This is a genomic window from Agromyces zhanjiangensis, assembly GCF_040496055.1.
Taxonomy (GTDB): Bacteria; Actinomycetota; Actinomycetes; order Actinomycetales; family Microbacteriaceae; genus Agromyces; species Agromyces zhanjiangensis.
In genome coordinates this window covers 237,157-258,712 of sequence record NZ_JBEPKB010000004.1, presented here as the reverse complement: position 1 = coordinate 258,712, position 21,556 = coordinate 237,157, and the positions used below count along the sequence as shown (strand labels likewise).

General features: G+C 73.7%; 25 protein-coding genes. 8 read left to right on the top strand and 17 right to left on the bottom strand.

Annotated features, from left to right (window positions below; all coding sequences use genetic code 11):
- The first annotated feature begins 49 nt into the window (after positions 1-49).
- From ABME02_RS10320 to ABME02_RS10305, 4 genes are read left to right on the top strand one after another with little or no spacing between them, the layout of a single operon-like run.
- Complete coding sequence (locus ABME02_RS10320) at positions 50-823, top strand: isocitrate lyase/PEP mutase family protein (protein WP_353815210.1); 774 nt, start codon at positions 50-52, stop codon at positions 821-823.
- Between the two features lie 44 nt (positions 824-867).
- Positions 868-1,770 carry an ATP-binding cassette domain-containing protein gene (locus ABME02_RS10315; protein WP_353815209.1) on the top strand — a complete coding sequence of 301 codons (903 nt, stop codon included), beginning with the start codon at positions 868-870 and terminating at the stop codon, positions 1,768-1,770.
- On the top strand, positions 1,770-2,600 hold the full coding sequence (locus tag ABME02_RS10310) for an ABC transporter permease (protein ID WP_353815206.1): 831 nt from the start codon (positions 1,770-1,772) through the stop codon (positions 2,598-2,600). The genes ABME02_RS10315 and ABME02_RS10310 overlap by 1 nt, the downstream gene beginning before the upstream one ends.
- Positions 2,601-2,628: 28 nt before the next feature.
- Entirely contained in the window at positions 2,629-3,018 is a 390-nt protein-coding gene (locus ABME02_RS10305; RefSeq protein ID WP_353815205.1) for a DUF1304 domain-containing protein, read from the top strand.
- A gap of 30 nt (positions 3,019-3,048) precedes the next feature.
- On the opposite strand, the gene ABME02_RS10300 is transcribed toward ABME02_RS10305, so the two are convergent.
- The 12 genes from ABME02_RS10300 to ABME02_RS10245 form a co-directional block, all read right to left on the bottom strand.
- Complete coding sequence (locus tag ABME02_RS10300; RefSeq protein ID WP_353815204.1) at positions 3,049-3,516, bottom strand: hypothetical protein; 468 nt, start codon at positions 3,514-3,516, stop codon at positions 3,049-3,051.
- A 124-nt stretch (positions 3,517-3,640) separates the two neighbouring features.
- Positions 3,641-4,978, bottom strand: coding sequence for a glutamate-1-semialdehyde 2,1-aminomutase (hemL, locus tag ABME02_RS10295; RefSeq protein ID WP_353815203.1), 1,338 nt, complete (start codon positions 4,976-4,978; stop codon positions 3,641-3,643).
- Complete coding sequence (gene hemB, locus ABME02_RS10290; protein ID WP_353815202.1) at positions 4,975-5,970, bottom strand: porphobilinogen synthase; 996 nt, start codon at positions 5,968-5,970, stop codon at positions 4,975-4,977. Before hemB ends, hemL begins: the two co-directional genes overlap by 4 nt.
- 70 nt (positions 5,971-6,040) lie before the next feature.
- Entirely contained in the window at positions 6,041-6,838 is a 798-nt protein-coding gene (locus tag ABME02_RS10285; RefSeq protein ID WP_353815334.1) for a uroporphyrinogen-III synthase, read from the bottom strand.
- Positions 6,839-6,852: 14 nt separating this feature from the next.
- Positions 6,853-7,824 carry a hydroxymethylbilane synthase gene (gene hemC / locus ABME02_RS10280; RefSeq protein WP_353815201.1) on the bottom strand — a complete coding sequence of 324 codons (972 nt, stop codon included), beginning with the start codon at positions 7,822-7,824 and terminating at the stop codon, positions 6,853-6,855.
- Positions 7,821-9,107 carry a ferrochelatase gene (locus ABME02_RS10275; protein ID WP_353815200.1) on the bottom strand — a complete coding sequence of 429 codons (1,287 nt, stop codon included), beginning with the start codon at positions 9,105-9,107 and terminating at the stop codon, positions 7,821-7,823. Before ABME02_RS10275 ends, hemC begins: the two co-directional genes overlap by 4 nt.
- The gene (gene hemQ, locus ABME02_RS10270; RefSeq protein ID WP_353815198.1) at positions 9,107-9,841 is read right to left on the bottom strand and encodes a hydrogen peroxide-dependent heme synthase; all 735 of its coding nucleotides are present in this window, start codon (positions 9,839-9,841) and stop codon (positions 9,107-9,109) included. The genes ABME02_RS10275 and hemQ overlap by 1 nt, the downstream gene beginning before the upstream one ends.
- A gap of 58 nt (positions 9,842-9,899) precedes the next feature.
- Positions 9,900-10,409 carry an OsmC family protein gene (locus ABME02_RS10265; RefSeq protein WP_353815197.1) on the bottom strand — a complete coding sequence of 170 codons (510 nt, stop codon included), beginning with the start codon at positions 10,407-10,409 and terminating at the stop codon, positions 9,900-9,902.
- A 67-nt stretch (positions 10,410-10,476) separates the two neighbouring features.
- Positions 10,477-11,577 carry a class I SAM-dependent methyltransferase gene (locus ABME02_RS10260; RefSeq protein ID WP_353815196.1) on the bottom strand — a complete coding sequence of 367 codons (1,101 nt, stop codon included), beginning with the start codon at positions 11,575-11,577 and terminating at the stop codon, positions 10,477-10,479.
- 24 nt (positions 11,578-11,601) lie between these two features.
- A complete protein-coding gene (locus tag ABME02_RS10255) occupies positions 11,602-12,288 on the bottom strand; it encodes a GntR family transcriptional regulator (RefSeq protein ID WP_353815195.1) in 687 nt (228 codons plus the stop codon).
- On the bottom strand, positions 12,269-12,562 hold the full coding sequence (locus ABME02_RS10250; RefSeq protein ID WP_353815194.1) for a DUF3618 domain-containing protein: 294 nt from the start codon (positions 12,560-12,562) through the stop codon (positions 12,269-12,271). Before ABME02_RS10250 ends, ABME02_RS10255 begins: the two co-directional genes overlap by 20 nt.
- A complete protein-coding gene (locus ABME02_RS10245) occupies positions 12,549-12,953 on the bottom strand; it encodes a phage holin family protein (protein ID WP_353815193.1) in 405 nt (134 codons plus the stop codon). The genes ABME02_RS10250 and ABME02_RS10245 overlap by 14 nt, the downstream gene beginning before the upstream one ends.
- 3 nt (positions 12,954-12,956) lie before the next feature.
- Here ABME02_RS10245 and ABME02_RS10240 point away from each other — a divergent pair, with 3 nt between their 5' ends.
- On the top strand, positions 12,957-13,358 hold the full coding sequence (locus ABME02_RS10240; protein WP_353815192.1) for a hypothetical protein: 402 nt from the start codon (positions 12,957-12,959) through the stop codon (positions 13,356-13,358).
- A gap of 187 nt (positions 13,359-13,545) precedes the next feature.
- Here the strand turns inward: ABME02_RS10240 and hemG are convergent, their stop codons facing one another.
- Positions 13,546-15,069 carry a protoporphyrinogen oxidase gene (hemG, locus tag ABME02_RS10235; protein WP_353815191.1) on the bottom strand — a complete coding sequence of 508 codons (1,524 nt, stop codon included), beginning with the start codon at positions 15,067-15,069 and terminating at the stop codon, positions 13,546-13,548.
- Positions 15,066-16,226 carry a uroporphyrinogen decarboxylase gene (hemE, locus tag ABME02_RS10230; RefSeq protein ID WP_436408253.1) on the bottom strand — a complete coding sequence of 387 codons (1,161 nt, stop codon included), beginning with the start codon at positions 16,224-16,226 and terminating at the stop codon, positions 15,066-15,068. Before hemE ends, hemG begins: the two co-directional genes overlap by 4 nt.
- Positions 16,227-16,424: 198 nt before the next feature.
- Between hemE and ABME02_RS10225 the strand changes: the two genes are divergently transcribed.
- Positions 16,425-17,141, top strand: a complete 717-nt coding sequence (locus tag ABME02_RS10225; protein ID WP_353815187.1) for a hypothetical protein — start codon at positions 16,425-16,427, stop codon at positions 17,139-17,141.
- A gap of 66 nt (positions 17,142-17,207) precedes the next feature.
- Positions 17,208-18,608, top strand: coding sequence for a glutamyl-tRNA reductase (locus ABME02_RS10220; protein ID WP_353815186.1), 1,401 nt, complete (start codon positions 17,208-17,210; stop codon positions 18,606-18,608).
- Between the two features lie 108 nt (positions 18,609-18,716).
- Here ABME02_RS10220 and ABME02_RS10215 read toward each other — a convergent pair whose 3' ends face one another.
- Positions 18,717-19,079 (bottom strand): hypothetical protein, encoded by a 363-nt coding sequence (locus ABME02_RS10215; protein ID WP_353815185.1) that lies wholly within the window; start codon positions 19,077-19,079, stop codon positions 18,717-18,719.
- Positions 19,080-19,156: 77 nt separating this feature from the next.
- Entirely contained in the window at positions 19,157-19,738 is a 582-nt protein-coding gene (locus ABME02_RS10210) for a TetR/AcrR family transcriptional regulator (RefSeq protein ID WP_353815184.1), read from the bottom strand.
- Positions 19,739-19,825: 87 nt separating this feature from the next.
- Between ABME02_RS10210 and ABME02_RS10205 the strand changes: the two genes are divergently transcribed.
- Complete coding sequence (locus ABME02_RS10205) at positions 19,826-20,473, top strand: GNAT family N-acetyltransferase (RefSeq protein WP_353815183.1); 648 nt, start codon at positions 19,826-19,828, stop codon at positions 20,471-20,473.
- A gap of 55 nt (positions 20,474-20,528) precedes the next feature.
- On the opposite strand, the gene ABME02_RS10200 is transcribed toward ABME02_RS10205, so the two are convergent.
- Positions 20,529-21,551 carry a hypothetical protein gene (locus ABME02_RS10200; RefSeq protein ID WP_353815182.1) on the bottom strand — a complete coding sequence of 341 codons (1,023 nt, stop codon included), beginning with the start codon at positions 21,549-21,551 and terminating at the stop codon, positions 20,529-20,531.
- Positions 21,552-21,556: the final 5 nt, after the last annotated feature.

Here is a 21,556-nt window from a genome sequence, read left to right as displayed (position 1 = left end):
CCGGGGCGATTCCTCCGCCGAACCGCGGCCGGGCAATAGTCTGGGACGCATGACCCCCGCCGAGTCCGGTGCCGAGCTGCGCCGACTGCACGTCGACGACGAGCTGCTGCAGGTCGTCAACGTCTGGGACGTCGTGACCGCGAGGGCTGTCGCCGACCTCCGCGAGACCCGGGCGCTCGCCACGGCGAGCCACTCGATCGCCGCCCTGTACGGCTACCCCGACGGTGAGCAGATCCCCGTCGAACTCATGCTCGACATGGTGGGGCGCATCGCGCGCGCCGTCGACGTGCCCGTCAGCGCCGACCTCGAGGCCGGCTACGGCGACGCCGGCGAGACGATCCGGCGCGCGATCGGCGAGGGCGTCGTCGGCGCGAACCTCGAAGACCAGCTGAAGCCGCTCGCCGACTCGGTGGCCCTCGTGGAGGCCGCCGTGGCCGCCGCAGACGCCGAAGGCGTCCCGTTCGCGCTCAACGCGCGCACCGACGCCTGGCTCCGCGGCAACGACCGCCCGCGCGAGGTGTGGCTCGCGGACGCGGTCGAGCGCGGACGCGCCTACCTCGACGCGGGGGCGACCTGCGTGTTCGTCCCCGGGAACTTCGGCGACGACGTGATCGCCGAGCTCGTCGAGGGCATCGGATGGCGCCGGGTGAGCGTGATCGGGCTGCCCGACGTCCCTCCCCCTGATCGGCTCGCCGAACTCGGCGTCGCACGCATCTCGTACGGGCCGCACCCGCAGCGCGTCGCTCTCGCGTCGCTGCAGGACCTCGCGGCCATGCTGTACGGCGGCGGGGTGCTGCCGCGCGGCATCCGCCCACTGAACTAGGCGGCGCCGGCACCCGGCCGGCCCGCACTCGGAGAGGATCGCGCATGGGTGATGGGACCACCATCGAGATCACCGGACTCACCAAGCGGTTCGGCGCCGTGACGGCGGTGGAGGACCTGACCTTCACGGTGGAACCCGGTCGGGTGACCGGGTTCCTCGGCCCGAACGGCGCCGGGAAGACGACGACGCTTCGCACGCTGCTCGGCCTCGAGCGCCCCACGGCCGGGACGGCGACGTTCGGCGGAACCCGGTATCGCGACCTGGAACGGCCGCTCGAGACGGTGGGCGCGGCACTCGACGCGGCGTTCCATCCGGGACGGACGGCGCGCAACCACCTCCGCGTGACGGCCACCGCCGCCGGCATCCGCTCGTCCCGGGTCGACGAGGTGCTCGAGCAGGTCGGCATGTCGCAGTTCGCGAGCCGGCGCGTCGGCGGGTTCTCGCTCGGCATGCGGCAGCGACTGGCGCTCGCGACGACCCTCCTCGGCGACCCGCGGGTGCTCGTGCTCGACGAGCCGATCAACGGCCTCGATCCCGAGGGGATCAGGTGGATCCGCGGGTTCCTCCATGCGCTCGCGCGCGACGGCCGGACGATCCTCGTGAGCTCGCACCTGCTGAGCGAGGTGCAGCAGTCGGTCGACGAGGTCGTCATCATCTCGCGCGGGCGGCTCGTGCGGACGGGATCGCTGTCGAGCCTCGAGCTCGACGCCTCGCCACGGACCGTGGTCGAGTCGCCCGACCGGGCGCGCCTCGCCGCGGCGCTCGACCAGGCCGGACTCGAGTACACGGAGGGGCGCGGCGGGTTCATCGTCGCCGAGCCCGATCCGGGCATCGTGGGGCACGCCGCCTTCGTCGGCGGCGTCGAGCTGAGTTCGCTGCACCGATTGAAGTCGGGGCTCGAGGAGTCGTTCCTGGCCCTCGTCGGCGAAGGCGAGGGTGAGGGGTGATGTCGTTCGTGCGTTCCATCGGCGCGGAGTTCCTGAAGGTCCTGACCACCCGCATGTGGTGGCTGCTCGCGATCGTGCTCGTCGGGTACGTCGCGATGATGTCGGGCGGCTTCGGCGCCTTCCTCGGGTGGGCGGCGCAGAACCCGGATGCCGCGGCCTCGGCCGGCGGCAGCACCGCGATCCCGCCCGGGGTGGAGCTGGCCCCGCTCCTGTACAGCTTCGCCTCCTCGATCGGGTACGTGTTCCCGGTCCTCCTCGGCGCGCTCGCGGTGACGACGGAGTTCCGCCACCGCACGCTGACGACGACCTTCCTCGCCGAGCCGCACCGCACGACGGTGCTGTCGGGCAAGTTCGCCTCGCAGCTCGTCGTCGGCGCGGTGTTCGGCGTCATCGGCTTCGCCACCTCCGTGGGCCTCGGCGCCGCGGCACTGGCCGCGTTCGACCTCGAGACGGGACTCGACTCCGCCGACACGTGGGCGCTCGTGGGCCGCGGCATCCTCGCGATGGCGCTCTGGGGCGCGATCGGCGTGGGGCTCGGCGCGCTCGTCCCGAACCAGGTGGCGGCGATCGTGATCGTCATCGCCTTCACGCAGTTCCTCGAGCCGGTCCTCCGGCTCGTGTCCTCGCTGAACGACGTCACCGCCTCGGTCGGGCGGTTCCTGCCCGGGGCGGCGAGCGACGCGCTCGTCGGCGCCTCGTTCTACAGCGTGGCCTCCCTCGGCTCGGCCGACTCGCTCGAGTGGTGGCAGGGCGGGCTGGTGCTCCTCGGGATCGCGGTCGCGACGACGATCATCGGCGGGGCGACGACGTGGCGTCGCGACGTATCGTGACCGGCCGCCGCGGGCGTAGCATCCGTCCATGAGCGTCCTCGCGATCGTCGGCAGCATCGTGGTGGTGCTCGCCGCGCTGCTGCACGTCTACATCTTCGTGCTCGAGAGCGTCCGCTGGATGCAGCCGTCGACCTGGCGCGTGTTCGGCGTGCGCGATCGCGCGCAGGCCGAGACGCTGCGGCCGATGGCCTACAACCAGGGCTTCTACAACCTGTTCCTCGCGATCGGGGCGCTCGCCGGCGTCTGGCTGTATTGGACCGACCTGCCTCGCGCGGGGCTCGCGCTCGCCCTGTTCAGCACGGCCTGCATGGCGGCCGCGGCCGTGGTGCTGACGACGACCGGACCGGGCTACCTCCGTCCGGCGCTGATCCAGGGCACGCTGCCCCTCATCGGGTTCGTGCTGCTGCTCCTCGCCTGACCCGTCGCGGCGCGGACGGGACGTGCGGCGTCAGTCGCCGCTCGTCTCCTCCTGCGAGAAGTCGTCGGCGGCGTCCGGACCGGGCGCCGCGGGCTCGGTCGCCTCGGAGTCGCTCGAGCCCGGCTCGGTCGAGTCGTCGTCATCGGCGGGCGCGCCGACCTTGAGCCGGTCGATGAGCTCGGCCGCACGGCTCGTGCTCAGCACGAGCCGGTCGAACTCGCCGTCGGAGAGTTCGAGCACGACGGCCTGGCGCTTGCCCTTGACGAGCACGAAGTCGCTGCCGCTGTGCGTCTTCCAGGCACCGACCGCGATGACGAGCGGCACCTCGGTGCCGCGCCGACGGATGCCGCGCACCCAGATCCACGGGTCGTCGGTGATGGTCGCGGAGCGGATGTCGTCGCGCTGCACGATCACGTCGGCGCTGCGCAGCGCGAGCGACTTCTCGGCCGGCGTGAGGTGCACCTCGAGCCGATCGTTGTGGACGCGCAGGTTGGCCATATCTCCCATCCTGCCCGAGCCCGCGGTCACGGGCTCCGTCGACGCTCCACAAAGGCTCGATCGGTTCCGTGCACGAATCCGACCACGGCGCGGAGTCTCCGGTGGACCGAGCGGACCGATGCGGTCAGGCCGCGGGCGGGCGGGCGGATGCCGCGGCGTGCGCCGCCGCCGGGAGGGCCTCGAGGATGCGCGAGACCGCCGCCTCGTCGTGCGCGGCGGTGACGAACCACGCCTCGAACACGCTGGGCGGCAGCGAGACGCCCGCGTCGAGCATCGCGTGGAAGAACGGCGCATAGCGCCACGACTCCTGCGCGAGCACGCCCGCGTAGTCGTGCGCGCCGCCGACGACGGCCTCGCCGAACAGGAAGCTGAAGAGGTTGCCCGCGACCTGCACACCGTGCGCGACGCCCTCGGCCGACAGGGCCGAGGAGACCTCGCGCTGCAGCAGCGCGCTCACCTCGTCGAGCGTCGCGTAGACGGCGTCGTCGGCGAGGCGCAGCGTCGTGACGCCCGCGGCCACCGCGACCGGGTTCCCCGAGAGCGTGCCCGCCTGGTACACCGGGCCGAGCGGCGCGAGCCGCTCCATGATCTCGGCGCGACCGCCGAGGGCGGCGACGGGCATGCCGCCGCCGACGACCTTGCCGAACGTGACGAGGTCGGGCGTGTACGCGGCGTCCGTCTGGGCCTCGAGGCCCCACCAACCGGCCTTCGAGACGCGGAAGCCAGTGAGCACCTCGTCGCTGATCACGAGCGCGCCGTGCGCGTGCGCGAGCTCGACGAGTTCGCGGTTGAAGCCGGGCAGCGGGGGCACGACGCCCATGTTCGCGGCGGCGGCCTCGGTGATCACGGCGGCGATGCGGCCGCCGTGCTCGGCGAAGACCGCGCGCAGTGCGTCGAGGTCGTTGTAGGGCACCACGAGCGTGAGCGCGGCCACGTCGGCCGGCACGCCCGCCGACCCCGGAAGTGCGAACGTCGCGAGGCCCGACCCGGCCTCGGCGAGCAGGCCGTCTGAGTGGCCGTGGTAGTGCCCGGCGAACTTCACGAGCAGGTCGCGGCCCGTGAACCCGCGGGCGAGGCGGATGGCACTCATCGTCGCCTCGGTGCCCGTCGACACGAGCCGGAGCTTCTCGACCGGGGCGACGCGCTGCTCGATGAGCTCCGCGAGCTCGGTCTCGACCGGAGTGGACGCGCCGAAGGAGAGGCCGCGGGCCGCGGCGTCCTGCACGGCGGCGATCACCTCGGGGTGCGCGTGGCCGAGGATCGCGGGCCCCCAGCCGGCGACGAGGTCGACGTACTCGCGGCCCTCGGCGTCGGTCACGTACGGGCCGCGCGCCGAGACGAGGAAACGCGGTGTGCCGCCCACCGAACGGAACGCCCGGACGGGCGAGTTCACCCCGCCCGGGATCGCGGCCTGCGCGCGGGCGAAGAGGTCGGCGTTGGTCGCCGTCGGTGCGGTGGTCATTCGGTCCCCTCCCGGAGCCATCCGGCGAGCTCGGTCGCCCAGTACGTCAGCACGGCGTCGGCGCCGGCACGGCGGATGCCGCGCACCGACTCGATCACGGCCCGGCGGCGGTCGATCCAGCCGTGCATGGCGGCGGCCTCGATCATCGAGTACTCGCCCGACACCTGGTACGCCCACACCGGCACCTCGCTCGCGGCGGCCACGTCGGCGAGCACGTCGAGGTACGACCCCGCAGGCTTGACCATCACGATGTCGGCGCCCTCGTCGATGTCGATCATCGCCTCGCGGAGGCCCTCGCGACGGTTGCCCGGGTCGAGCTGGTAGGTGCGGCGGTCGCCCTCGAGGGTCGACTCGACGGCGTCGCGGAACGGCCCGTAGAAGGCCGAGGCGTACTTCGCCGAGTAGGCGAGGATCGCGGTGTGCGTGAACCCGGCGTCGTCGAGCGCCTCGCGCACGGCGGCCACCTGGCCGTCCATCATGCCCGACAGCCCGAGCAGCTGCGATCCGGATGCCGCCTGCACGAGCGCCATCTCGCGGTAGCGCTCGAGCGTCGCGTCGTTGTCGACCCGGCCCTGCGCGTCGAGCACGCCGCAGTGGCCGTGGTCGGTGAACTCGTCGAGGCACAGGTCGGTCTGCACGACGAGGGCGTCGCCCACCTCGTCGGCGACGACGCGCGTCGCGACGTTGAGGATGCCGTCCGGGTCGACACCGCACGAGCCGGTCGCATCGCGGGTCTCGGGCACCCCGAACAGCATCACGCCGCCGACGCCGGCGGCCGCGGCATCCGTCACCGCCTGCTTCACCGAGTCGAGCGAGTGCTGCACGACGCCCGGCATCGACGCGATCGGCATCGGCTCGGTCACGCCCTCGCGGACGAAGACCGGCAGGACGAGCTCGGCGGGGTCGAGGCGGGTCTCGGACACGAGGCGGCGCAGGGCCGGCGTCTCACGGAGTCGCCGGGGCCGCACGCGGGGCGCGGGTGCGGAAGTCACCCGGCAAGCCTACGCGTGCGCGGCTGGGCGCCCGGTGGGCGCGGGCGCGGCGGCGGATGCCGCGGGCGGGTCAGGCGCTCGCGAGCGCCGAACTCACGACCGCGTCGATGAGCGACTCGGCCGAGCGCTCGGCGGCGATGACGTCGACGCGCAGGCCGAAGGCCGCGGCATCCTTCTGCGTCTGCGGGCCGATCGCCGCGACGAGGGTCTTCTCGGGCACGGGGCCGAGCTGCGCCTGCACCTGCTCGGCGACGCTGCCCGAGGTCACGAGGATCGCGTCGACCTTGCCGGCCCGCACATCGTCGACGACCTTCTGCGTGACCGGCACGCCGACCGTGCGGTACGCGACCACGGCCTCGACATGATGGCCGATGCGCTCGAGGCCGACCGAGAGCACCTGCTTGGCGATGGCCGAGCGGAGCGCGAGCACGCGCAGCGGCACCACGCCCTCGGTCGCGGCCTCCCACTCCTCGAGGAGCCCGCGCGCGGAGTTCTCCTCGCTCGGGACGATGTCGGCGCGGTAGCCGGCTGCGACGAGGGCGGCCGCGGTGGTCTCCCCCACCGCGGCGACCTTCGTCGACTCCGGGATGACCGCGCCGTACGAGGACAGCACGTCGACCGTCGTCGCGCTCGTGACCGTGACCCAGTCGAAGCCGCCCGCGGCGAGCTTCGCGAGGGCCGCCTCGAGCGCGGACTGGTCGTCGGTGGGCGCGAAGTTGATCATCGGCGCGATGACCGGCGAGGCGCCGCGCGCGCGGAGCGACGCTGCGACCGAGTCGCCCCAGGGTCCCCCGCGGGGCACGAGCACGCGCCATCCCGCCAACGGCTTGGAGCCGTCGGCTCCGGGCAGGTTGATCGCGCCGGTCATCGGTTCGAATTCGGTCACGGCGACTCCTGGGCAGGTGCGAGATCGGCGGCGCCGTTGCCGAGGAGGTCCGCGACGACGCGGGATGCGACATCGCGTGCCGCGTCCGCCAGGTCGGCGGCCGAGCGGCTGTCGGGGGTGGCGGCGTGCGAGCTGGTCAACTGCCGCGCCCCGTCGGCACTGTACACCGTCGCCGTGAGGAACAGAAGTTCGTCCTCCACGAACGCGGTGGCCCCGACCGGAGCCGCGCAACCGGCCTCGAGGCCGGCGAGGACGAGTCGCTCGGCGAGCACCGTGGCCCGCGTCGTGCCGTGGTCGACGGCGTCGAGGGCGCGCTGCAGGTGACGCGAGGCGCGCTCGTTGCGCACCTCGAGCGCGAGGGCGCCCTGCCCGGGAGCGCTCGGCCAGTCGCTGAGCGAGAAGCGCTCGGTCGCGGCATCCGCCCGCCCCAGTCGCCCGAGGCCGGCGGCCGCGAGCATGACGGCGTCGAGCTCGCCCTGCTCGACGAACCCGAGGCGCGTGTCGATGTTGCCGCGCACGTCGACGGCGACCACGTCGGGTCGGGCTGCGCCGAGTTGGGCGATGCGGCGCGGCGAACCCGTGCCGATGCGAGCCCCCTCCGGCAGCTCGGCGAGCGTGAGCCCGTCGCGCGCGCAGAGCGCGTCTCGCGCGTCGGCGCGCTTGGGCACGGCGCCGAGGCGCAGCTGCGGATGGTCGGCGGTCGGCAGGTCCTTGAGGGAGTGCACGACCACGTCGCACTGCCCCGCGATGAGGGCCTCGCGCAGCGCGGCCGCGAACACGCCCGTGCCGCCGATCGACTGCAGCGACGCGCGCGACGTGTCGCCCTGCGTGGTCACGGTGACGATCTCGATGTCGGCGTTCGCGGCCGTGCCGAGTCGCTCGGCGATCTGGTTCGTCTGGGCGAGCGCGAGCGCGCTGCCCCGCGTCCCGACGCGGATCACGTCGCGCTGCACCGCCGCGGCGGTCACGGCGCGATCCCCGCGAGGGCCGGCTTGAAGCCGAGGCGGACGTTCTCGCAGCAGCCCGGTCGGCAGACGTCGTACCAGGGGCCGAGGTCGGTCGCGTGCGGGCGCTCGGCGGTGGGCGTGCCGTTCACGCGCTCGAGCACGAGGTCGACCAGCCCGGCGACGTACGCCGGGTGGACGCCCGGCGTCGGCACGCGGACCGCGGCGAGCCCGTGCTCCCCGGCGGTCTCCATGGCCTCCTCGTCGAGGTCCCACATGACCTCCATGTGGTCGCTCACGAAGCCGAGCGGCACGATCACGACGGCCTTCCGGCCCGCGGCGGGCAGCTCGGCGATCGCGTCGTTGACGTCGGGCTCGAGCCACGGCTGCGTCGGGGGGCCCGAGCGCGACTGGTAGACGAGCTGCCACGGCACGTCGCCGGCACCCGCCTCGCGCATGACGACCTCGGCCACGGCGAGGTGCTGGGCCGCATACGCACCGCCTTCACCGAACCCGCGCTCCGCGGGGCCCGACTTCTCGGCGTCGGTCGTGGGGATCGAGTGCGTCGCGAACAGCACCTCGACGTCGGTCGTGGGGTCGAACGACTCGTGGTCGGCCTCGAGCGTCGCGATGGCCTCGCGCACGCCCTCGACGAACGGGGCGACGAACCCGGGGTGGTCGAAGAACTGGCGGACCTTGTCGATCTGCACGACACCGGCCAGGCCGGTGTCCTCCAGCGCGTCCGCGAAGTCCTCTCGGTACTGGCGGCAGCTCGAGTACGAGGAGTACGCGCTCGTGGCGACGGCGATGAGCTTCGTGAAGCCCCGCTCGCCCGCCTCGCGCAGCGCGTCGTTCATGTACGGGTCCCAGTTGCGATTGCCCCAGATGACCGGTAGGTCGATGCCACGACTGGCCAACTCGGCCTCGAGCGCGGCCTTCAGTTCGCGGTTGTGCTCGTTGATCGGGCTCACGCCGCCGAAGTGGCGGTAGTGGTGCGCGACCTCCTCGAGCCGCTCGTCGGGGATGCCGCGGCCGCGCGTGACGTTCCGGAGGAACGGGATCACGTCGTCCTGGCCCTCGGGGCCGCCGAACCCGGCGAGCAGGATCGCGTCGTACGCGACGGGCGCCTCGACGTGCTCGGGACCGGACTGCGCCGGTTCGGTCGCGCCCGGCACGACCGCGCCGGCGGCGAGGGGGGCGGAGGTCGCGGCCGGGGGCTTCACGCCGCGCAGCGGGTGGCCGGCCGAGGCCGCCCGCGCCCGCTCGGGAGCGTCGGCACCCGCACCTCCGAGGTTGGTCGCGGCCATTACTGCAGCACCTCCACGAGCTCGGCGGTCGTGATGCGGCGGCCCGTGTAGAACGGCAGCTCGTCGCGCACGTGGCGACGGGCGTCGGTCGCGCGGAGGTCGCGCATCATGTCGACGAGGTCGGTGAGCTCGTCGGCCTCCATCGGCAGCAGCCACTCGTAGTCGCCGAGCGAGAACGCCGACACCGTGTTCGCGACGACGCCGCGGAACGCGGCGCCCTTGCGGCCGTGCTCGGCGAGCATGCGGCCCCGCTCCTCGGGCGGGAGCAGGTACCACTCGTAGCTGCGCACGAACGGGTAGATCGTGAGCCACGCCTTGGGTTCGATGCCGCGGAGGAAGCCGGGCACGTGCGCCTTGTTGAACTCGGCGTCGCGGTGCACGCCCATGGCGTTCCACGTGGGCAGCAGCGCACGGAACAGCCGCGAGCGGCGCAGTTCGCGGAGCGCCCACTGCAGCCCCTCGGCGGTCGGGCCGTGCAGCCAGAGCATCACGTCGGCGTCGGCGCGCAGGCCCGACACGTCGTAGATGCCGCGGACCACGACACCCTCGTCCTCGACGACGTTGATCACGCCGTCGAGCTCGCCGACGAAGCGCGGCACGTCGCGGCCGTCGAGGTCGTCGGGTCGCGCCGGGTCCTTTCGGAGCACGGCGAAGAGCGTGTAGCCCTCGGGCGAGGGGGTCGGATCGGACTCGGGTGCGCTCGCGGCTGCCCCTTCGGCAGCGGGGGAAGACATGGCACTATCCTCCCCCCGCAAGCTGAAAGCTCAAAAAGCGGCGACGACGGATGCCGCTTCACCGCGCCGCGCGCTCGATCACGAACTCCGGGGTCTCGGCGAGCGATCGCGCGACGACGCAGAAGCGCTCGGTGCCGGTGCGGAGGCGCTCGAGGGTCGCGTCGTCGGCGTCCGTGTCGACGACGGCGGTCACGACGACGTCGAGGAGCCCGACGGGCACGTCGCGGCTCATGCCGAGCGTGCCCCGCGCATCGAAGACGCCCTCGGCGCGGACCTCGGCGGATCGGATCTCGAGGCCCATCGCGGTGGCCACCGACCGGAGCGTGACGCCCGCGCACCCGACGAGCGCCTGGAGGAGGAGGTCGCCCGAGCAGGCGTCGGAACCGTCGCCGCCCGTCGTGGGATGCAGTCCGGTGCGCACCGGACCCGCCCACCCCTCGACGGTCGCCGTGATGCCGGGCTCGGCGAACGTCGCGCGCGCGGCGACGGGCGCGATGGCGGTGTCGGGGTCGGTGCGGTACTGATCCTTCAGCGGCGCCTGCAGCGCGCGGAGTTCGGCCTGGTCCATTGCGCCATCTTGGTCTCGCGGACCCACGGGCACAAACGCGTGACGCACCGCCCGGCGGGCGGGCGCCTCACGGGTGCAGCCGGGTGAACCGGAACGACGCGAATCCGTCGATCGGCAGCACCTCGGCCGAGGCGAACCCCGCGCTGCCCGCGTATCCCGCGAGGGTCTCCGGGCGCATGACGGTGCCGGTGCCGACCGACCCGGGAGTGGAGAGGCTGTCCGGCAGGCAGACGAGCAGGCTGTAGCCGTACATGATCCGCTCGACCGCGTCGCCGTCGGGGGCGAACCGCTCGGCCACCGCCTCGTCCATGATCACGACGGCGCCGTCGTCGCGCACCACGCGGCGGAGCGCCGCGAGCACCTCGACCGGGTTCGGCATGTCGTGCAGCGCCTCGAAGATGAAGGCCGCGTCGTAGGCGTCCTCCTCGGCGAGGGCTTCGCCGCCGCCGAGGTGGAAGGTCACGCGGTCCGCGAGCTCGGCGTCCTCGGCGTGGCCGCGGGCCGACTCGATCGACGGGCCGTCGATGTCGACGCCGTCGACGACGGCCTCGGGATACGCCCTCGCGAGTGCGAGCGAGGACCAGCCGTGCCCGCAGCCGACATCGAGGATCCGCGCCCCCGGCCGGCTCAGCACCGCGTCGAGCTCGGCGACCGAGGCGAGTGCGCCGGCCAGCTCGCGATCGAACCACGGCCGGTTGATGTCGCCCTGCGCATCGCGCATGTCCTTCCCGAACGACGCCCACGGCACGCCGCCGCCGGTGCGCGCGGCGTCGAGCAGCCCGGGCACCTGCGCTGCTGCACTCGCGACGATGCGCGCGATCGGGGCGAGGTAGGCGAGCGACTCGTCGTCGGTCAGCACCTCGGCGTGCGCGGGCGGCAGCGAGTACCGCCGATCCGATGCCGCGGCATCCGCATCGTCGACCGCGAGGATGCCGCTCACGGCCTGGTGCTCGAGCCATTCCCGGGTGTACCGCTCGCCGGTCCCGGCCGCCTCGGCGAGTTCCGACGAGGTGAGCGATCCGCGTTCGGCGAGGGTCCGGTACCAGTCGAGCCGGTCGCCGAGGTGCACCGAGAGCGTCTCGAACGCGCCGAGCGCGGAGGCGAAGATGCGGTCCGCGAACGCGTCGACGGGGTCGGGAGCGGGAGTGGTGGGGTCGGTGGCTGGCACGACGCCTCCTCAGGGGCGGGCCGCTCAGTCGGTGAGCAGCCGGGTGGAGTGCTCGAGATGGGCGCGCATGGCCTCGGGCCCGCGCTCGAGGAGCTCGACCAGCAGGCGCCGGTGGTCCTCGACGAGGTCGGCGACGCTGGCGTGCCGCCGGATGTGGGCGACGAACAGCAGCATCTCGCTGCCGATCGCCGCGTGGGCTTCGATGATGCGGGCGCTGTCGGATGCCGCGACCAGCGCCGCGTGGTAATCGGCGTGGATCCGCTCGATGCGCCGCCACGCGGCATCCGTCGCGCCGCCCGGGCCACCGTCGCCGGCCCGCTCCATCGCGTCGACCGCCGCCCGGGCGGGTTCGAGCACGTGGTCGGGCAGGGTGCCGCCGAAGCGGGCGAACGCGATGCGCAGCGCCTCGATCTCGAGCGCCGCGCGCAACTGCTGCAGCGCGATGATCTCGCGGTCGTCGAAGCTCGTCACGCGGACGCCGCGATACGGCTCGGCGACGGCGAGTCGCTCGGCGACGAGCCGCTGGAACGCGGCGCGAACGGTGTGGCGGGACACGCCGTGACGGGCTGCCGCCGGCTCCTCGCGGAGCGGGGTGCCCGGGCCGAGCTCGCCGCTCAGGATCTCGTCGCGCAGCACCGAGGTGACGCGCTCGACCGCCGTCGATGCCGCGGCGGCCTCGACGCGACCGGGTTCAGCGGTCGAGGTTGGCACGCACCACGAGCCAGACCCCGACGCCGACGGCGGCCGCGACTCCGACCGCGAGCGCGATCGCCGCGCCGGGCTGTTCGTCGGCGAAGCGCTGCATGCGGCGCTTCGCCCTCGCCGTCGCGCGCGCCGCGCGCTTCGGCACGTTGAGCTTCTCCTCGAGCGCGCTGAGCGTGCCGGCGAGCTGGTCCCGCGCGGCCCGCGCATTGTCGTGGGCCTGCAGCCGCGTGAAGTTCCGCTGCTGCTTCCTGTCGAGCCGGACGACGTCAGTGGCCGCCATAGTCGCCCCTTCCGGTGATCGCGTCGATGTCCTTGCGCACGCTCTCGATGGTCTCGAGCGGTTCGCTGCCGCGTCGGAAGCTCGAGAGCGCGACGCCGACGAGGATCGCGATGATGAGCAGCAGGATGCCGGAGACGGTGAGCGCCGCCGCCCATCCCGGCATCACGAGCGAGAGCGCGAGGATGCCCGTCGCGATGAGCGTGCCGAGCAGGAAGATGCCGACGAACGCCGCGGCGATCACGAGCCCCGCGCCGATGCCGAAGTGCTTGGCCTTGTAGCTCAGCTCGGCCTTGATCTGGTCGATCTCGGCCTTGACGAGCGCTTGGATCTGGTCGGGCAGTTCACCGACCAGGGTGAACAGCGACCGGTCGTCGTTGAGTGGTGCAGCCATCGGGTGTCACCTCCGGTGGTCGGTCAGGACGAGGACGAGGACGACCCGGAGGAGCCCGAGGCCTTGGAGCCCGATGCGCCGGACTTCGCCGAGCCCGAGCGGGTCGACGACCCCGAGCCGGACGACTTCGACGTCGACGACTTCGACGCCGTCGACTTCGACGAGGACGACTTCGACGAGGACGTCTTCGACGCCGTCGACGTCGAGCCGCCCGTCGAGGTCGAACCGGTCTCGGTCGTCGTCGAGGCCTCCGAGATCTGCCGCACCAGCTTCTTGGCGTTGTCGAGCACGGCGTCGCTCACGTCGCCGACGCGCGCCATCGCGAAGTCCTTCACGGTCTGGACGCCGTCCTGGACGGCCGGCTGGTTCCAGACGCCCTGGGCGGCCTTCTGGATCTGTTCGTAGCGTTCCCGCCCCGCTCTCGTGCCGAGCACGTAGCCCACCCCGAGACCGACGACGAAGAGGATCTTGCCCTTCATGTGCACCCCATCCCCCGCTGCGGTTCTTCAGACAGCGTCACTCCAGCGTAGACCCCGGCAGGTGCGGCGCAAGGGGGTTGTCGGGCGATCCGGCGGATCGTATGCCGATCCGGCTATGCATCCTCCGCAATCCGGAGGGACCGACGCCGGATGCGCTCGGCGGCCTCGATGGCGTGCGGCACGACCGAGGCGAGCCCGGTCCCCGCGACCCAGGACCCGGCGATCGCGAGCTCCTCCTCGTGCTCGAGGGCGGCCTCGAGCGCACGCACGCGATCGCGCTGGCCGACCGCGGCCTGCGAGAGCGCGTCGCGCCACGCGGAGCGTCCGTGCGCCCGCAGGCGCGAGGCGTCGAGCTCGACGCCGAGCAGGGCGGATGCGTCGCGCAGGGCGAGCTCCGCGACGGCGTCGTCGTCGCGGCCCTCGAACGGGCTCGCGGCACCGGCGCGCCCGTACGAGAGCCGGACCACGTGCCGGCCGCCCGCGGCCTCGGCGAGCCACGGCCACTTGGCGCTCGAGTGCGTGAGTGCCTTGGCCGTCACCCCGGGGGTGCCGGCCGCGACGAGCACGCCGGTCCCGCGCGGCGCGGCGTCGAGTTCGGGCGCGTCGACCACCAGGGTGACGAGTTCGACGGATGCCGCGGCCGGCCACTCCTCGGCGAGCGCGCCCTCGGGCGCGATGCCCGCGAGCAGCGCGCGCGAGACGTGGGCGGGTGTCGCGACGATCGCGAAGCGCGCATCGACGACGACGGATGCTGCGGCCTCGTCCTCGCCCGGCGGATCGGCCTGGTCGAGCACGGTCTCGCCGATCGCCCGCCACGACGGCGAGGCGGCGCGCGGGTCGGCGTCGCGGGCGGGCCGCCGCTCGAGGGCGGTCGCCCGCACGCCGGTCCGGATGTCGGCGCCGAACCGCTCGAGCTCGGCGATGAGCGCGTCGACCAGCGTGTGCATGCCGCCGCGGAGGCCGAGGACCGCGCTGCCCGCGCGACGCGCCTCCACGAGCTGGCCGACGCCGCCCGAAAGCGACCCGGCGCGGGTCATGGCCTCGTTCAGCCCCGGTGCGACGACGTCGACGTCGAGGTCGTCGGGGTCGGTCGAGTACACGCCCGCCGAGATCGGCGTCACGAGCCGGTCGAGGACCGCGTCGCCCATGCGCTGGCGCACGAGCGGACCGAGCCGCTCGGCCCGGCCGATCTTGAGGATCGGCGTGACGCGGTCGCGCCAGGCGCGCCACGCCCCGCCCCAGCCGATGATCGCGCGGACGTCCTCGCCGAGCGGGTTCGCCGGGATGCCGAGCACGCCCGTGCGCGGCAGCCGGGCCGCTCGGCGCTCCCCGCGGTCGCCCCAGGCCAGCCAGGCGCCGGCCGGGTTCGGCGACTCGACGGCGTCAGCGAGCCCGAGCCGCTCGACGAGCTTCGACACCGAGTCGTTTCGCGTGGCGAACGACTCCGCGCCCGCGTCGAGCGCGAGCCCGTCCACCTCGATGCGCCCGACGCAGCCGCCCGGCCGCTCGGCCTGCTCGAGCACGGTGACGCCCAGGCCGAGGCGCGCGCACTCGAGCGCGGCGACGAGGCCGGCGACGCCGCCGCCGACCACGACGACATCGGTGGACCGGTGATCGGATGCGGCGGGCTCGGTCATCGCCCGGCCTCGTGCACGAGCTCGACGACGCGCGTCAGCACGGTCGGGTCGGTCTCGGGCGGTACGCCGTGCCCGAGGTTGAAGACGTGCGAGGGTGCCGTGCGACCTCGGGCGACCACGTCGCGGACCGAGGCCTCGAGCACGGGCCACGGCGCCGCGAGCAGGGCGGGATCGAGGTTGCCCTGCAGGGGCACGCCCTCTCCGACGCGGAGGGCGGCGACGTCGAGCGGCACGCGGTAGTCGACGCCCACGACGTCGACGCCGACGGACTTCATGGCGCCGAGCAGCTCACCGGTGCCGACGCCGAAGTGCACGACGGGGACCGCGTGGCTGCCGGCCGTGCCGGCGGCATCCGTCGTCTCGTAGGTCAGGTCGTGCACGTGCGCGAGCGCGGCCGCCGAGGCGGGGGCGACGTGCGTCTCGTAGTCGGCGAGCGAGAGGGCGCCCGCCCACGAGTCGAACAGCTGCGCGGCCGACGCGCCCGCGAGGACCTGGGTGCGGAGGAAGCGGCCGGTGAGTTCCGCCGTCCACGTCATGAGGGCGCGCCACGCTCCCGGGTCGGCGTGCATGAGCGTGCGCGCGGCGAGGTGGTCCTTCGAGGGGCCGCCCTCGGCGAGGTAGGCCGCGAGCGTGAACGGCGCGCCCGCGAACCCGATGAGCGGGGTCGAGGTCGGCGCACCCGGCGCGGTGAGCGTCGCGAGCTCGGCGACCGTGCGCTGCACGGCCTCGGTGATCGGGCCGGCGGCCTCGTCGAGGCGGGCCGGGTCGATCGCGGTGAGCTCGGCGACGGCCGCGGCATCCGCGTACGCCCGACCGAAGACGGGGCCACGGCCCGGCTGGATCTCGACGTCGACGCCGACGAGCTTCAGCGGCACGACGATGTCGCTGAAGAAGATGCCCGCGTCGACGCCGTGGCGCCGGACCGGCTGCAGCGTGATCTCGGCCGCCATCGCGGGATCGAGGCACGCGTCGAGCATGCGCGTGCCGACGCGGAGTTCGCGGTACTCGGGCAACGATCGACCGGCCTGTCGCATGAACCACACCGGGAGGGTGTCGCTGCGGAGCCCGCGATAGGCGCGGACGAGGCGCGAGTCATGGGTGAGGCCGGCGGCGAGCGGATGCTGCGGGGAGAGGTTCACCGTGACATCCTCCCCCATCGGGGCTGAGGGGGCCCTGATGCCGGGGGCTCCGCCCGGCCCCTGGCAGTCGGACCGTGTTGGCCGGTCGGAGAACTGGGGCTGGTGGCCGCGCTCCCACGCCGCTAGGGTCGGTCGCGTCGTGCGTCCCCGCCACGACGACGCGCGCCGCGCCACCCACGCGACCGCGCGCCTCCGCCACCCACGGAGAACACCACTGTGTCCAGCATCGCAACGCGGCACCGCACCGGACTCATCGTGCTCGTCGCCCTCGCGGCCGCCGCCGTCGTCGTCGCGCTCGTGCTCGGCGGCCGGCAGCTCGAACGGATCGTGCCGACCCTCCCCGACGTGCCCGGCACCCCCGTCGCACTGGGGCTCGCCGCCGTCGCCGGCCTCATCGTCCTCGTCTCCGCCATCGTCAGGGGCGCGGCATCCGCCCGCGCGCGGGCCCGCCATCGCGCGCTCGACTCGGTGCACGCCGGCGCGGTGAGCTGTGGCATCCGGAATCGCGACCTCGTCGCGCGGCTCGACGAGCTGAGCCGCCCCGGCGCCCGCGCGCACCGCCTGCCCGCACGGTTCTCCGTCGTCGCCGACGACCTCGGCATCTCGTTCTGGGGCGGCGGCCGCAGGCCGAGGCGCGTGGCAGCATTCCCCTGGCGCGAGGTGCGGAACATCCGCGCCGACTCGACGGTCGCGGGCAGCACGAGCGTCCCCGTCGCGGTCGTGCGGATCCGCCGGGACGGCTCGAGCATCGAGCTGCCGATGATGCTGAGCGACCCGCGCCCGGGTCGCTACGCGCTCACCGACGCGCCCTTCTTCGCGAACGTACGGGCGTGGAAGGCACGGCACCGCGCCGCACTCGCAGCCGAGGGCCTCGAGCTCCCACCCGTCACCGGTGCGATCCCGATCATCCGGCAGGACCGCCCCGCGGCCTGAGCGGCCGACCGAGGGCGTGTGACGCGGCCGGTCGGAGCCGGTTTCGACGCCGGGTAGAATCGACCGGTGCTCATCTGTCTCTCCGCGAGCCACAAGAACGCCGGCTTCGACATGCTCGAACGTCTCTCGGCGTCCTCCGAGCACGCCGGACCGCGGTTGACCGACGGGCACGAGGCCGTTCGCGGAGCAGTGGTCGTCTCGACGTGCAACCGCTACGAGGCCTACCTCGACCTCGACGTCCCGCACGGCGACTCCCCCGTCGAGGCCGTGCACGACGCGATCTTCGCGGTCGGCGACGTCGCCGGCCTCTCGACCGACGAATTGCGCAGCACCTTCGACTTCGTGCACGGCAACGCCGTCGCCGGTCACCTGTTCTCGGTCGCCGCGGGCCTCGAGTCGGTCGTCGTCGGCGAGGGCGAGATCGCCGGCCAGGTGCGCCGCTCGCTCGAGCGCGCGCGAACCGAGGGAACGACGACTCCCGAGCTCGAGCGCCTGTTCCAGCGCGCCTCGCAGACCTCGCGGAAGGTGAAGAACCGCACCGGCATCGGGCACGAGGGCCGCTCGCTCGTGCGTCTCGCCCTCGACCTCGCCGAGAGCCGCGTGACCGACTGGTCGGACGTGCGCGTGCTCCTCGTCGGCACCGGCCGCTACGCGGGCGCGTCGCTCGCGGCGCTCCGCGACCGCGGCGTCGTCGACGTCGCCGTGCACTCGGTCTCCGGCCGCGCGGGGCGCTTCGCCGCGAACCACGGCATCGAGGCCGTGTCGAACGCCGACTACGCGATGGCCGCCGCGCGCGCCGACCTCATCGTCACCTGCACCACGGTCGAGCACCACGTCGTCGACCGCGACCTGCTCGACCTCGGCCGCACCGAGCTCGCCGTCGCCGACGGGCGCGCGCCCATCGCGCTGCTGCCGGGCCGCGAGTCGACGGATGCCGCGGCGGCGACGGACGCCTCGGCCGACGCTCCCCGCCAGCTCGTGATCGACCTCGGGCTGCCGCGGAACGTCTCACCCGACGTCGTCGAGCTCGCGGGCGTCGAGCTGCTCGACCTCGAGACGATCAAGATCCACGCACCGCTCGAGGAGTTCGGCTCGACCGACGCGGCCCGCGAGATCGTCGACCGCGCGGCACGGAACTTCGGCCGCGTCGCCGAGGAACTCGACCTCGCCCCCGCCGTCGTGGCGCTCCGCCGCCACGTCTTCGACGTGCTCGACGCCGAGATCGAACGGGCGCGTTCACGCGGCGACGACGACGGTCGCACCGAGGCGGCGCTGCGGCACATGGCCGGGGTCCTCCTGCACACGCCGATGGTCCGGTCGCGCGAGTACGCGCGGGCCGGCGAGCAGCAGGCCTGGCTCGACGGGCTCGAGGCGATCTTCGGCATCTCGCCCGACGGCGAGTCCGCGGCATCCGCCCTCGCGGGTGGCGACGCGGGCGACGCTCGCCCCGCGGCCGATGCCCGCTGACCGCACGGAATGACGCTCCGTCGAACGCAGCCGACGGCGACGTACGCCCCGCTCACGTGACGATGGGCCCGGCCGTGCGGCCGGGCCCATCGTCACGTCCGGGGCCTCCTACGCGTACTGCCGCCACACCGTCGCGATGACGACGTTCGTGATCGACAGCACGGCGAGCGTCGGCAGGACCCACCGGGCGAGCGTCTCGCGCTTGCGGTTCACGAGCGCGATCACGAGGATCGCGATCAGGATCACCAGCTTCACCGTGATCTTCAGGTTGTCGGGCTCGCGGCCGAGCGGGTACTGCAGACCGACGAGGATCACGCCGGTCACGAGCATCGTCCACGCGCCGTGGAGGATCGCGGGGATGATCCGCGCGGTGCCGGTGCGCTGCGCGCCGAGCTGGACGAGCACTCCTCCCAGCAGGCTCGCGACGCCGATGATGTGCACGGCGAGGATGACGTTCTTGAGGATTTCCATGGGGCTCCCGTTCAGGGATGCCGACAGTATGTCGGCATCATACCGACAGTATGTCAGGAACGATTCGTCGCTCCGAATCAGGCGCTGCGCACGATGCCGTGCTCGAGCATGCCGATCAGCCCGGAGGCGGTCGATTGCACGGGCACGCCATGCGAGACGAGCTGCATCGCCGACCCGAGGGCTCCCTGCACGAACGCCCCCGTCGTCCGCGGGTCCGCGACGCCGAGTTCGTCGAGCACGCGGACGAGCGGCGCGGTCAGGCGGTCGTGCACGGCCATCATGTCCTCCCTGCTCGTCGGCGACAGGTCGGCCTCGCGAAGCACGTTCGCGATGCGATGCCGCCCGTCGGCCGTCATCGCGAGGGCTGCCATGACGTAGGCGCGCAAGCGCTCGATCCCGGGCGCGGCCGCGGCGAGCGCGTCGTCGAGCTCCGCGTTCCACTCGTCGAAGACCTGCAGGGCGACGGCGACGAGGAGGTCGTCACGCGAGGCGAAGTACTCGTAGAACGAGGAACGCGAGAGGCCCGCGCGTCGCGTCACCGCGGCCGGCGTCGCGGCCCCCACGCCCTCCGCCTCGAGCAGTTCGCGGGCGGCGAGGAGCAGCGCGGTGCGCTGGGCGGCGCGGTGCTCCGCGACGGTCGGTGCGCTGATCTTCGGCATCCCCCGATTATCCGCCCCGCCGGAGCACCCGGGGTCGGCCGCGGCCGCCGTCGCCCCGCTCAGCCGGGCGCGGTACGCTGCCGATCGATGTCCACGACCCTCCACGCGCTGCCCGACGAGGCGGCCGACGCCGGCCCCCCGGCCCTCCGCCTGCCCTACGACGTTGTCGAGGTCGAGCACCGGCCGTTCACGACCGCTCGGATGACGCTGCGACCGCTCGCGGCGTACGACGCCGACGACGTCTGGGAGTACCAGCGGCTGCCCGAGGTGCTCCGCTACATCCCGTGGCCCGAGCGCGAGCGCGACGAGGCGCGGGAGCACACCGAGGCGCGCGCCGGCATGCGCCGGCTGGTCGCCGACGGCGACGCGACCTTCCTGGCGATGGTGCTCGACGGGCGCGTCATCGGCGACCTGATGGTCCGGCTCGCGAGCGCGCAGCACGCCCGACTCGAGATCGGCTGGGTCGTCCACCCCGACTTCCACGGCCGCGGCCTCGCGACCGAGGCCGCCGACGTGCTGCTCGACCTCGCGTTCGGCCGGCTCGCCGCCCACCGCGTCGTCGCCCACCTCGACGCCCGCAACGCGGCATCCGCCCATCTCTGCGAACGCCTCGGCATGCGGCGCGAGGCGACCCTCGTCGAGGAGGAGTACAACGACGGCGAGTGGCAGGACACCGCCTCGTACGGGATGCTCCGGCGCGAGTGGCGCGCACTGCGCGCAGGCCGCATCGCCTGAACCTCCCAGGGGCGGACAGCGACGGAGGTCCGGCATCCGGACCCTCGTGCCCGACTCAGCCGACCGAGAGCGTCCAGTCCTCCGTCGAGCGGACCGTCACGACCGACGGGCCGGCCGCGAGCGGGACGCTGCCGTCGTAGGCGCCGGTCACGTCGATGAGCGCCGCGCCGCCGAAGGCCTGCTGCGGCTGCTGGGCGACGACGAACGGGTCCTCGGCGTCGTCGCCGGCGTGGGTGGCGGCCAGCGTCGCGGCGCCGCCGCCGTAGAGGTAGACGGCGTCGTCCTCGCCGTTGGCCGCGTTCGGGAGTTCGGACGCCGCCGACATCTGCTGGATGGAGATCGTCCACGAGCCGGTCGCCGTCACCTGCACGCTTCGCGCCGACGAGGCATCCGCCACGCCCCACGCGGTCGTGCCCTGGTAGTCGTCGGTCGTGTCGACGAGCGGATTCCCAGAGGGCTGGTTCGACGCGTCGAGCAGCGTCAACGTGAAGGGGGCGTCGTCGTCGCCGTCGAACGTGGCCGTCACGATGCCGCCCGTGATCCCGTCGGGGATCGCGACGACGTCGTCGCCCGTGCCGTTCGCGTCGACCTCCGCGAAGGTGCCCCAGGTCTGGTCGGCCCACTCCTGCACGGTGGCCGTCGGCGTCTCGGTGGGGGTCTGCGTGGGCGTCTCGGTCGGCGAGGCCGACGGCGAGGCGGACGGTGTCGGCGAGGCGGTCGGCTGGACGCCCGCGCCGATCGCGCCGGTGCCGTAGAGCACGGCCACGATGATCGCCAGCACGAGCGCCGCTCCGGAGACGACCGTGCCCGCAGTCGCGACGCCCTTCGGCCGGTCCGCCTTCGTCAGGCCGACGATGCCCATCACGAGGCCGATCGCCGCGAGCACCGCGGCGGCGATCCACGCCCACTGCCACGCCAACGCCAGCAGGGCGACGACGGCCGCGACGATGCCGACGACGAGCGCCCCGACGCCGACGCCGTTGCGTCCCGCGGGCCGGTCCTCGGGCCCCGGACCCGGCGCGTCGAGCACCTCGGTGCGGCCGTCGTCGGGCGGGTTCGGTCCGGATGCGTTCGTCATCATTC

What these genes read in the sequence shown, in the direction of transcription:
- ABME02_RS10320 (WP_353815210.1), top strand. Translation starts at nt 50, where the DNA reads ATGACCCCCGCCGAGTCCGGTGCCGAGCTGCGCCGACTGCACGTCGAC.
- ABME02_RS10315 (WP_353815209.1), top strand. Translation starts at nt 868, where the DNA reads ATGGGTGATGGGACCACCATCGAGATCACCGGACTCACCAAGCGGTTC.
- ABME02_RS10310 (WP_353815206.1), top strand. Translation starts at nt 1,770, where the DNA reads ATGTCGTTCGTGCGTTCCATCGGCGCGGAGTTCCTGAAGGTCCTGACC.
- ABME02_RS10305 (WP_353815205.1), top strand. Translation starts at nt 2,629, where the DNA reads ATGAGCGTCCTCGCGATCGTCGGCAGCATCGTGGTGGTGCTCGCCGCG.
- ABME02_RS10300 (WP_353815204.1), bottom strand. Translation starts at nt 3,516, where the DNA reads ATGGCCAACCTGCGCGTCCACAACGATCGGCTCGAGGTGCACCTCACG.
- hemL (WP_353815203.1), bottom strand. Translation starts at nt 4,978, where the DNA reads ATGACCACCGCACCGACGGCGACCAACGCCGACCTCTTCGCCCGCGCG.
- ABME02_RS10285 (WP_353815334.1), bottom strand. Translation starts at nt 6,838, where the DNA reads ATGACCGGCGCGATCAACCTGCCCGGAGCCGACGGCTCCAAGCCGTTG.
- ABME02_RS10275 (WP_353815200.1), bottom strand. Translation starts at nt 9,107, where the DNA reads ATGGCCGCGACCAACCTCGGAGGTGCGGGTGCCGACGCTCCCGAGCGG.
- hemQ (WP_353815198.1), bottom strand. Translation starts at nt 9,841, where the DNA reads ATGTCTTCCCCCGCTGCCGAAGGGGCAGCCGCGAGCGCACCCGAGTCC.
- ABME02_RS10265 (WP_353815197.1), bottom strand. Translation starts at nt 10,409, where the DNA reads ATGGACCAGGCCGAACTCCGCGCGCTGCAGGCGCCGCTGAAGGATCAG.
- ABME02_RS10250 (WP_353815194.1), bottom strand. Translation starts at nt 12,562, where the DNA reads ATGGCGGCCACTGACGTCGTCCGGCTCGACAGGAAGCAGCAGCGGAAC.
- ABME02_RS10245 (WP_353815193.1), bottom strand. Translation starts at nt 12,953, where the DNA reads ATGGCTGCACCACTCAACGACGACCGGTCGCTGTTCACCCTGGTCGGT.
- hemG (WP_353815191.1), bottom strand. Translation starts at nt 15,069, where the DNA reads ATGACCGAGCCCGCCGCATCCGATCACCGGTCCACCGATGTCGTCGTG.
- hemE (WP_436408253.1), bottom strand. Translation starts at nt 16,226, where the DNA reads ATGGGGGAGGATGTCACGGTGAACCTCTCCCCGCAGCATCCGCTCGCC.
- ABME02_RS10215 (WP_353815185.1), bottom strand. Translation starts at nt 19,079, where the DNA reads ATGGAAATCCTCAAGAACGTCATCCTCGCCGTGCACATCATCGGCGTC.
- ABME02_RS10210 (WP_353815184.1), bottom strand. Translation starts at nt 19,738, where the DNA reads ATGCCGAAGATCAGCGCACCGACCGTCGCGGAGCACCGCGCCGCCCAG.
- ABME02_RS10205 (WP_353815183.1), top strand. Translation starts at nt 19,826, where the DNA reads ATGTCCACGACCCTCCACGCGCTGCCCGACGAGGCGGCCGACGCCGGC.
- ABME02_RS10200 (WP_353815182.1), bottom strand. Translation starts at nt 21,551, where the DNA reads ATGACGAACGCATCCGGACCGAACCCGCCCGACGACGGCCGCACCGAG.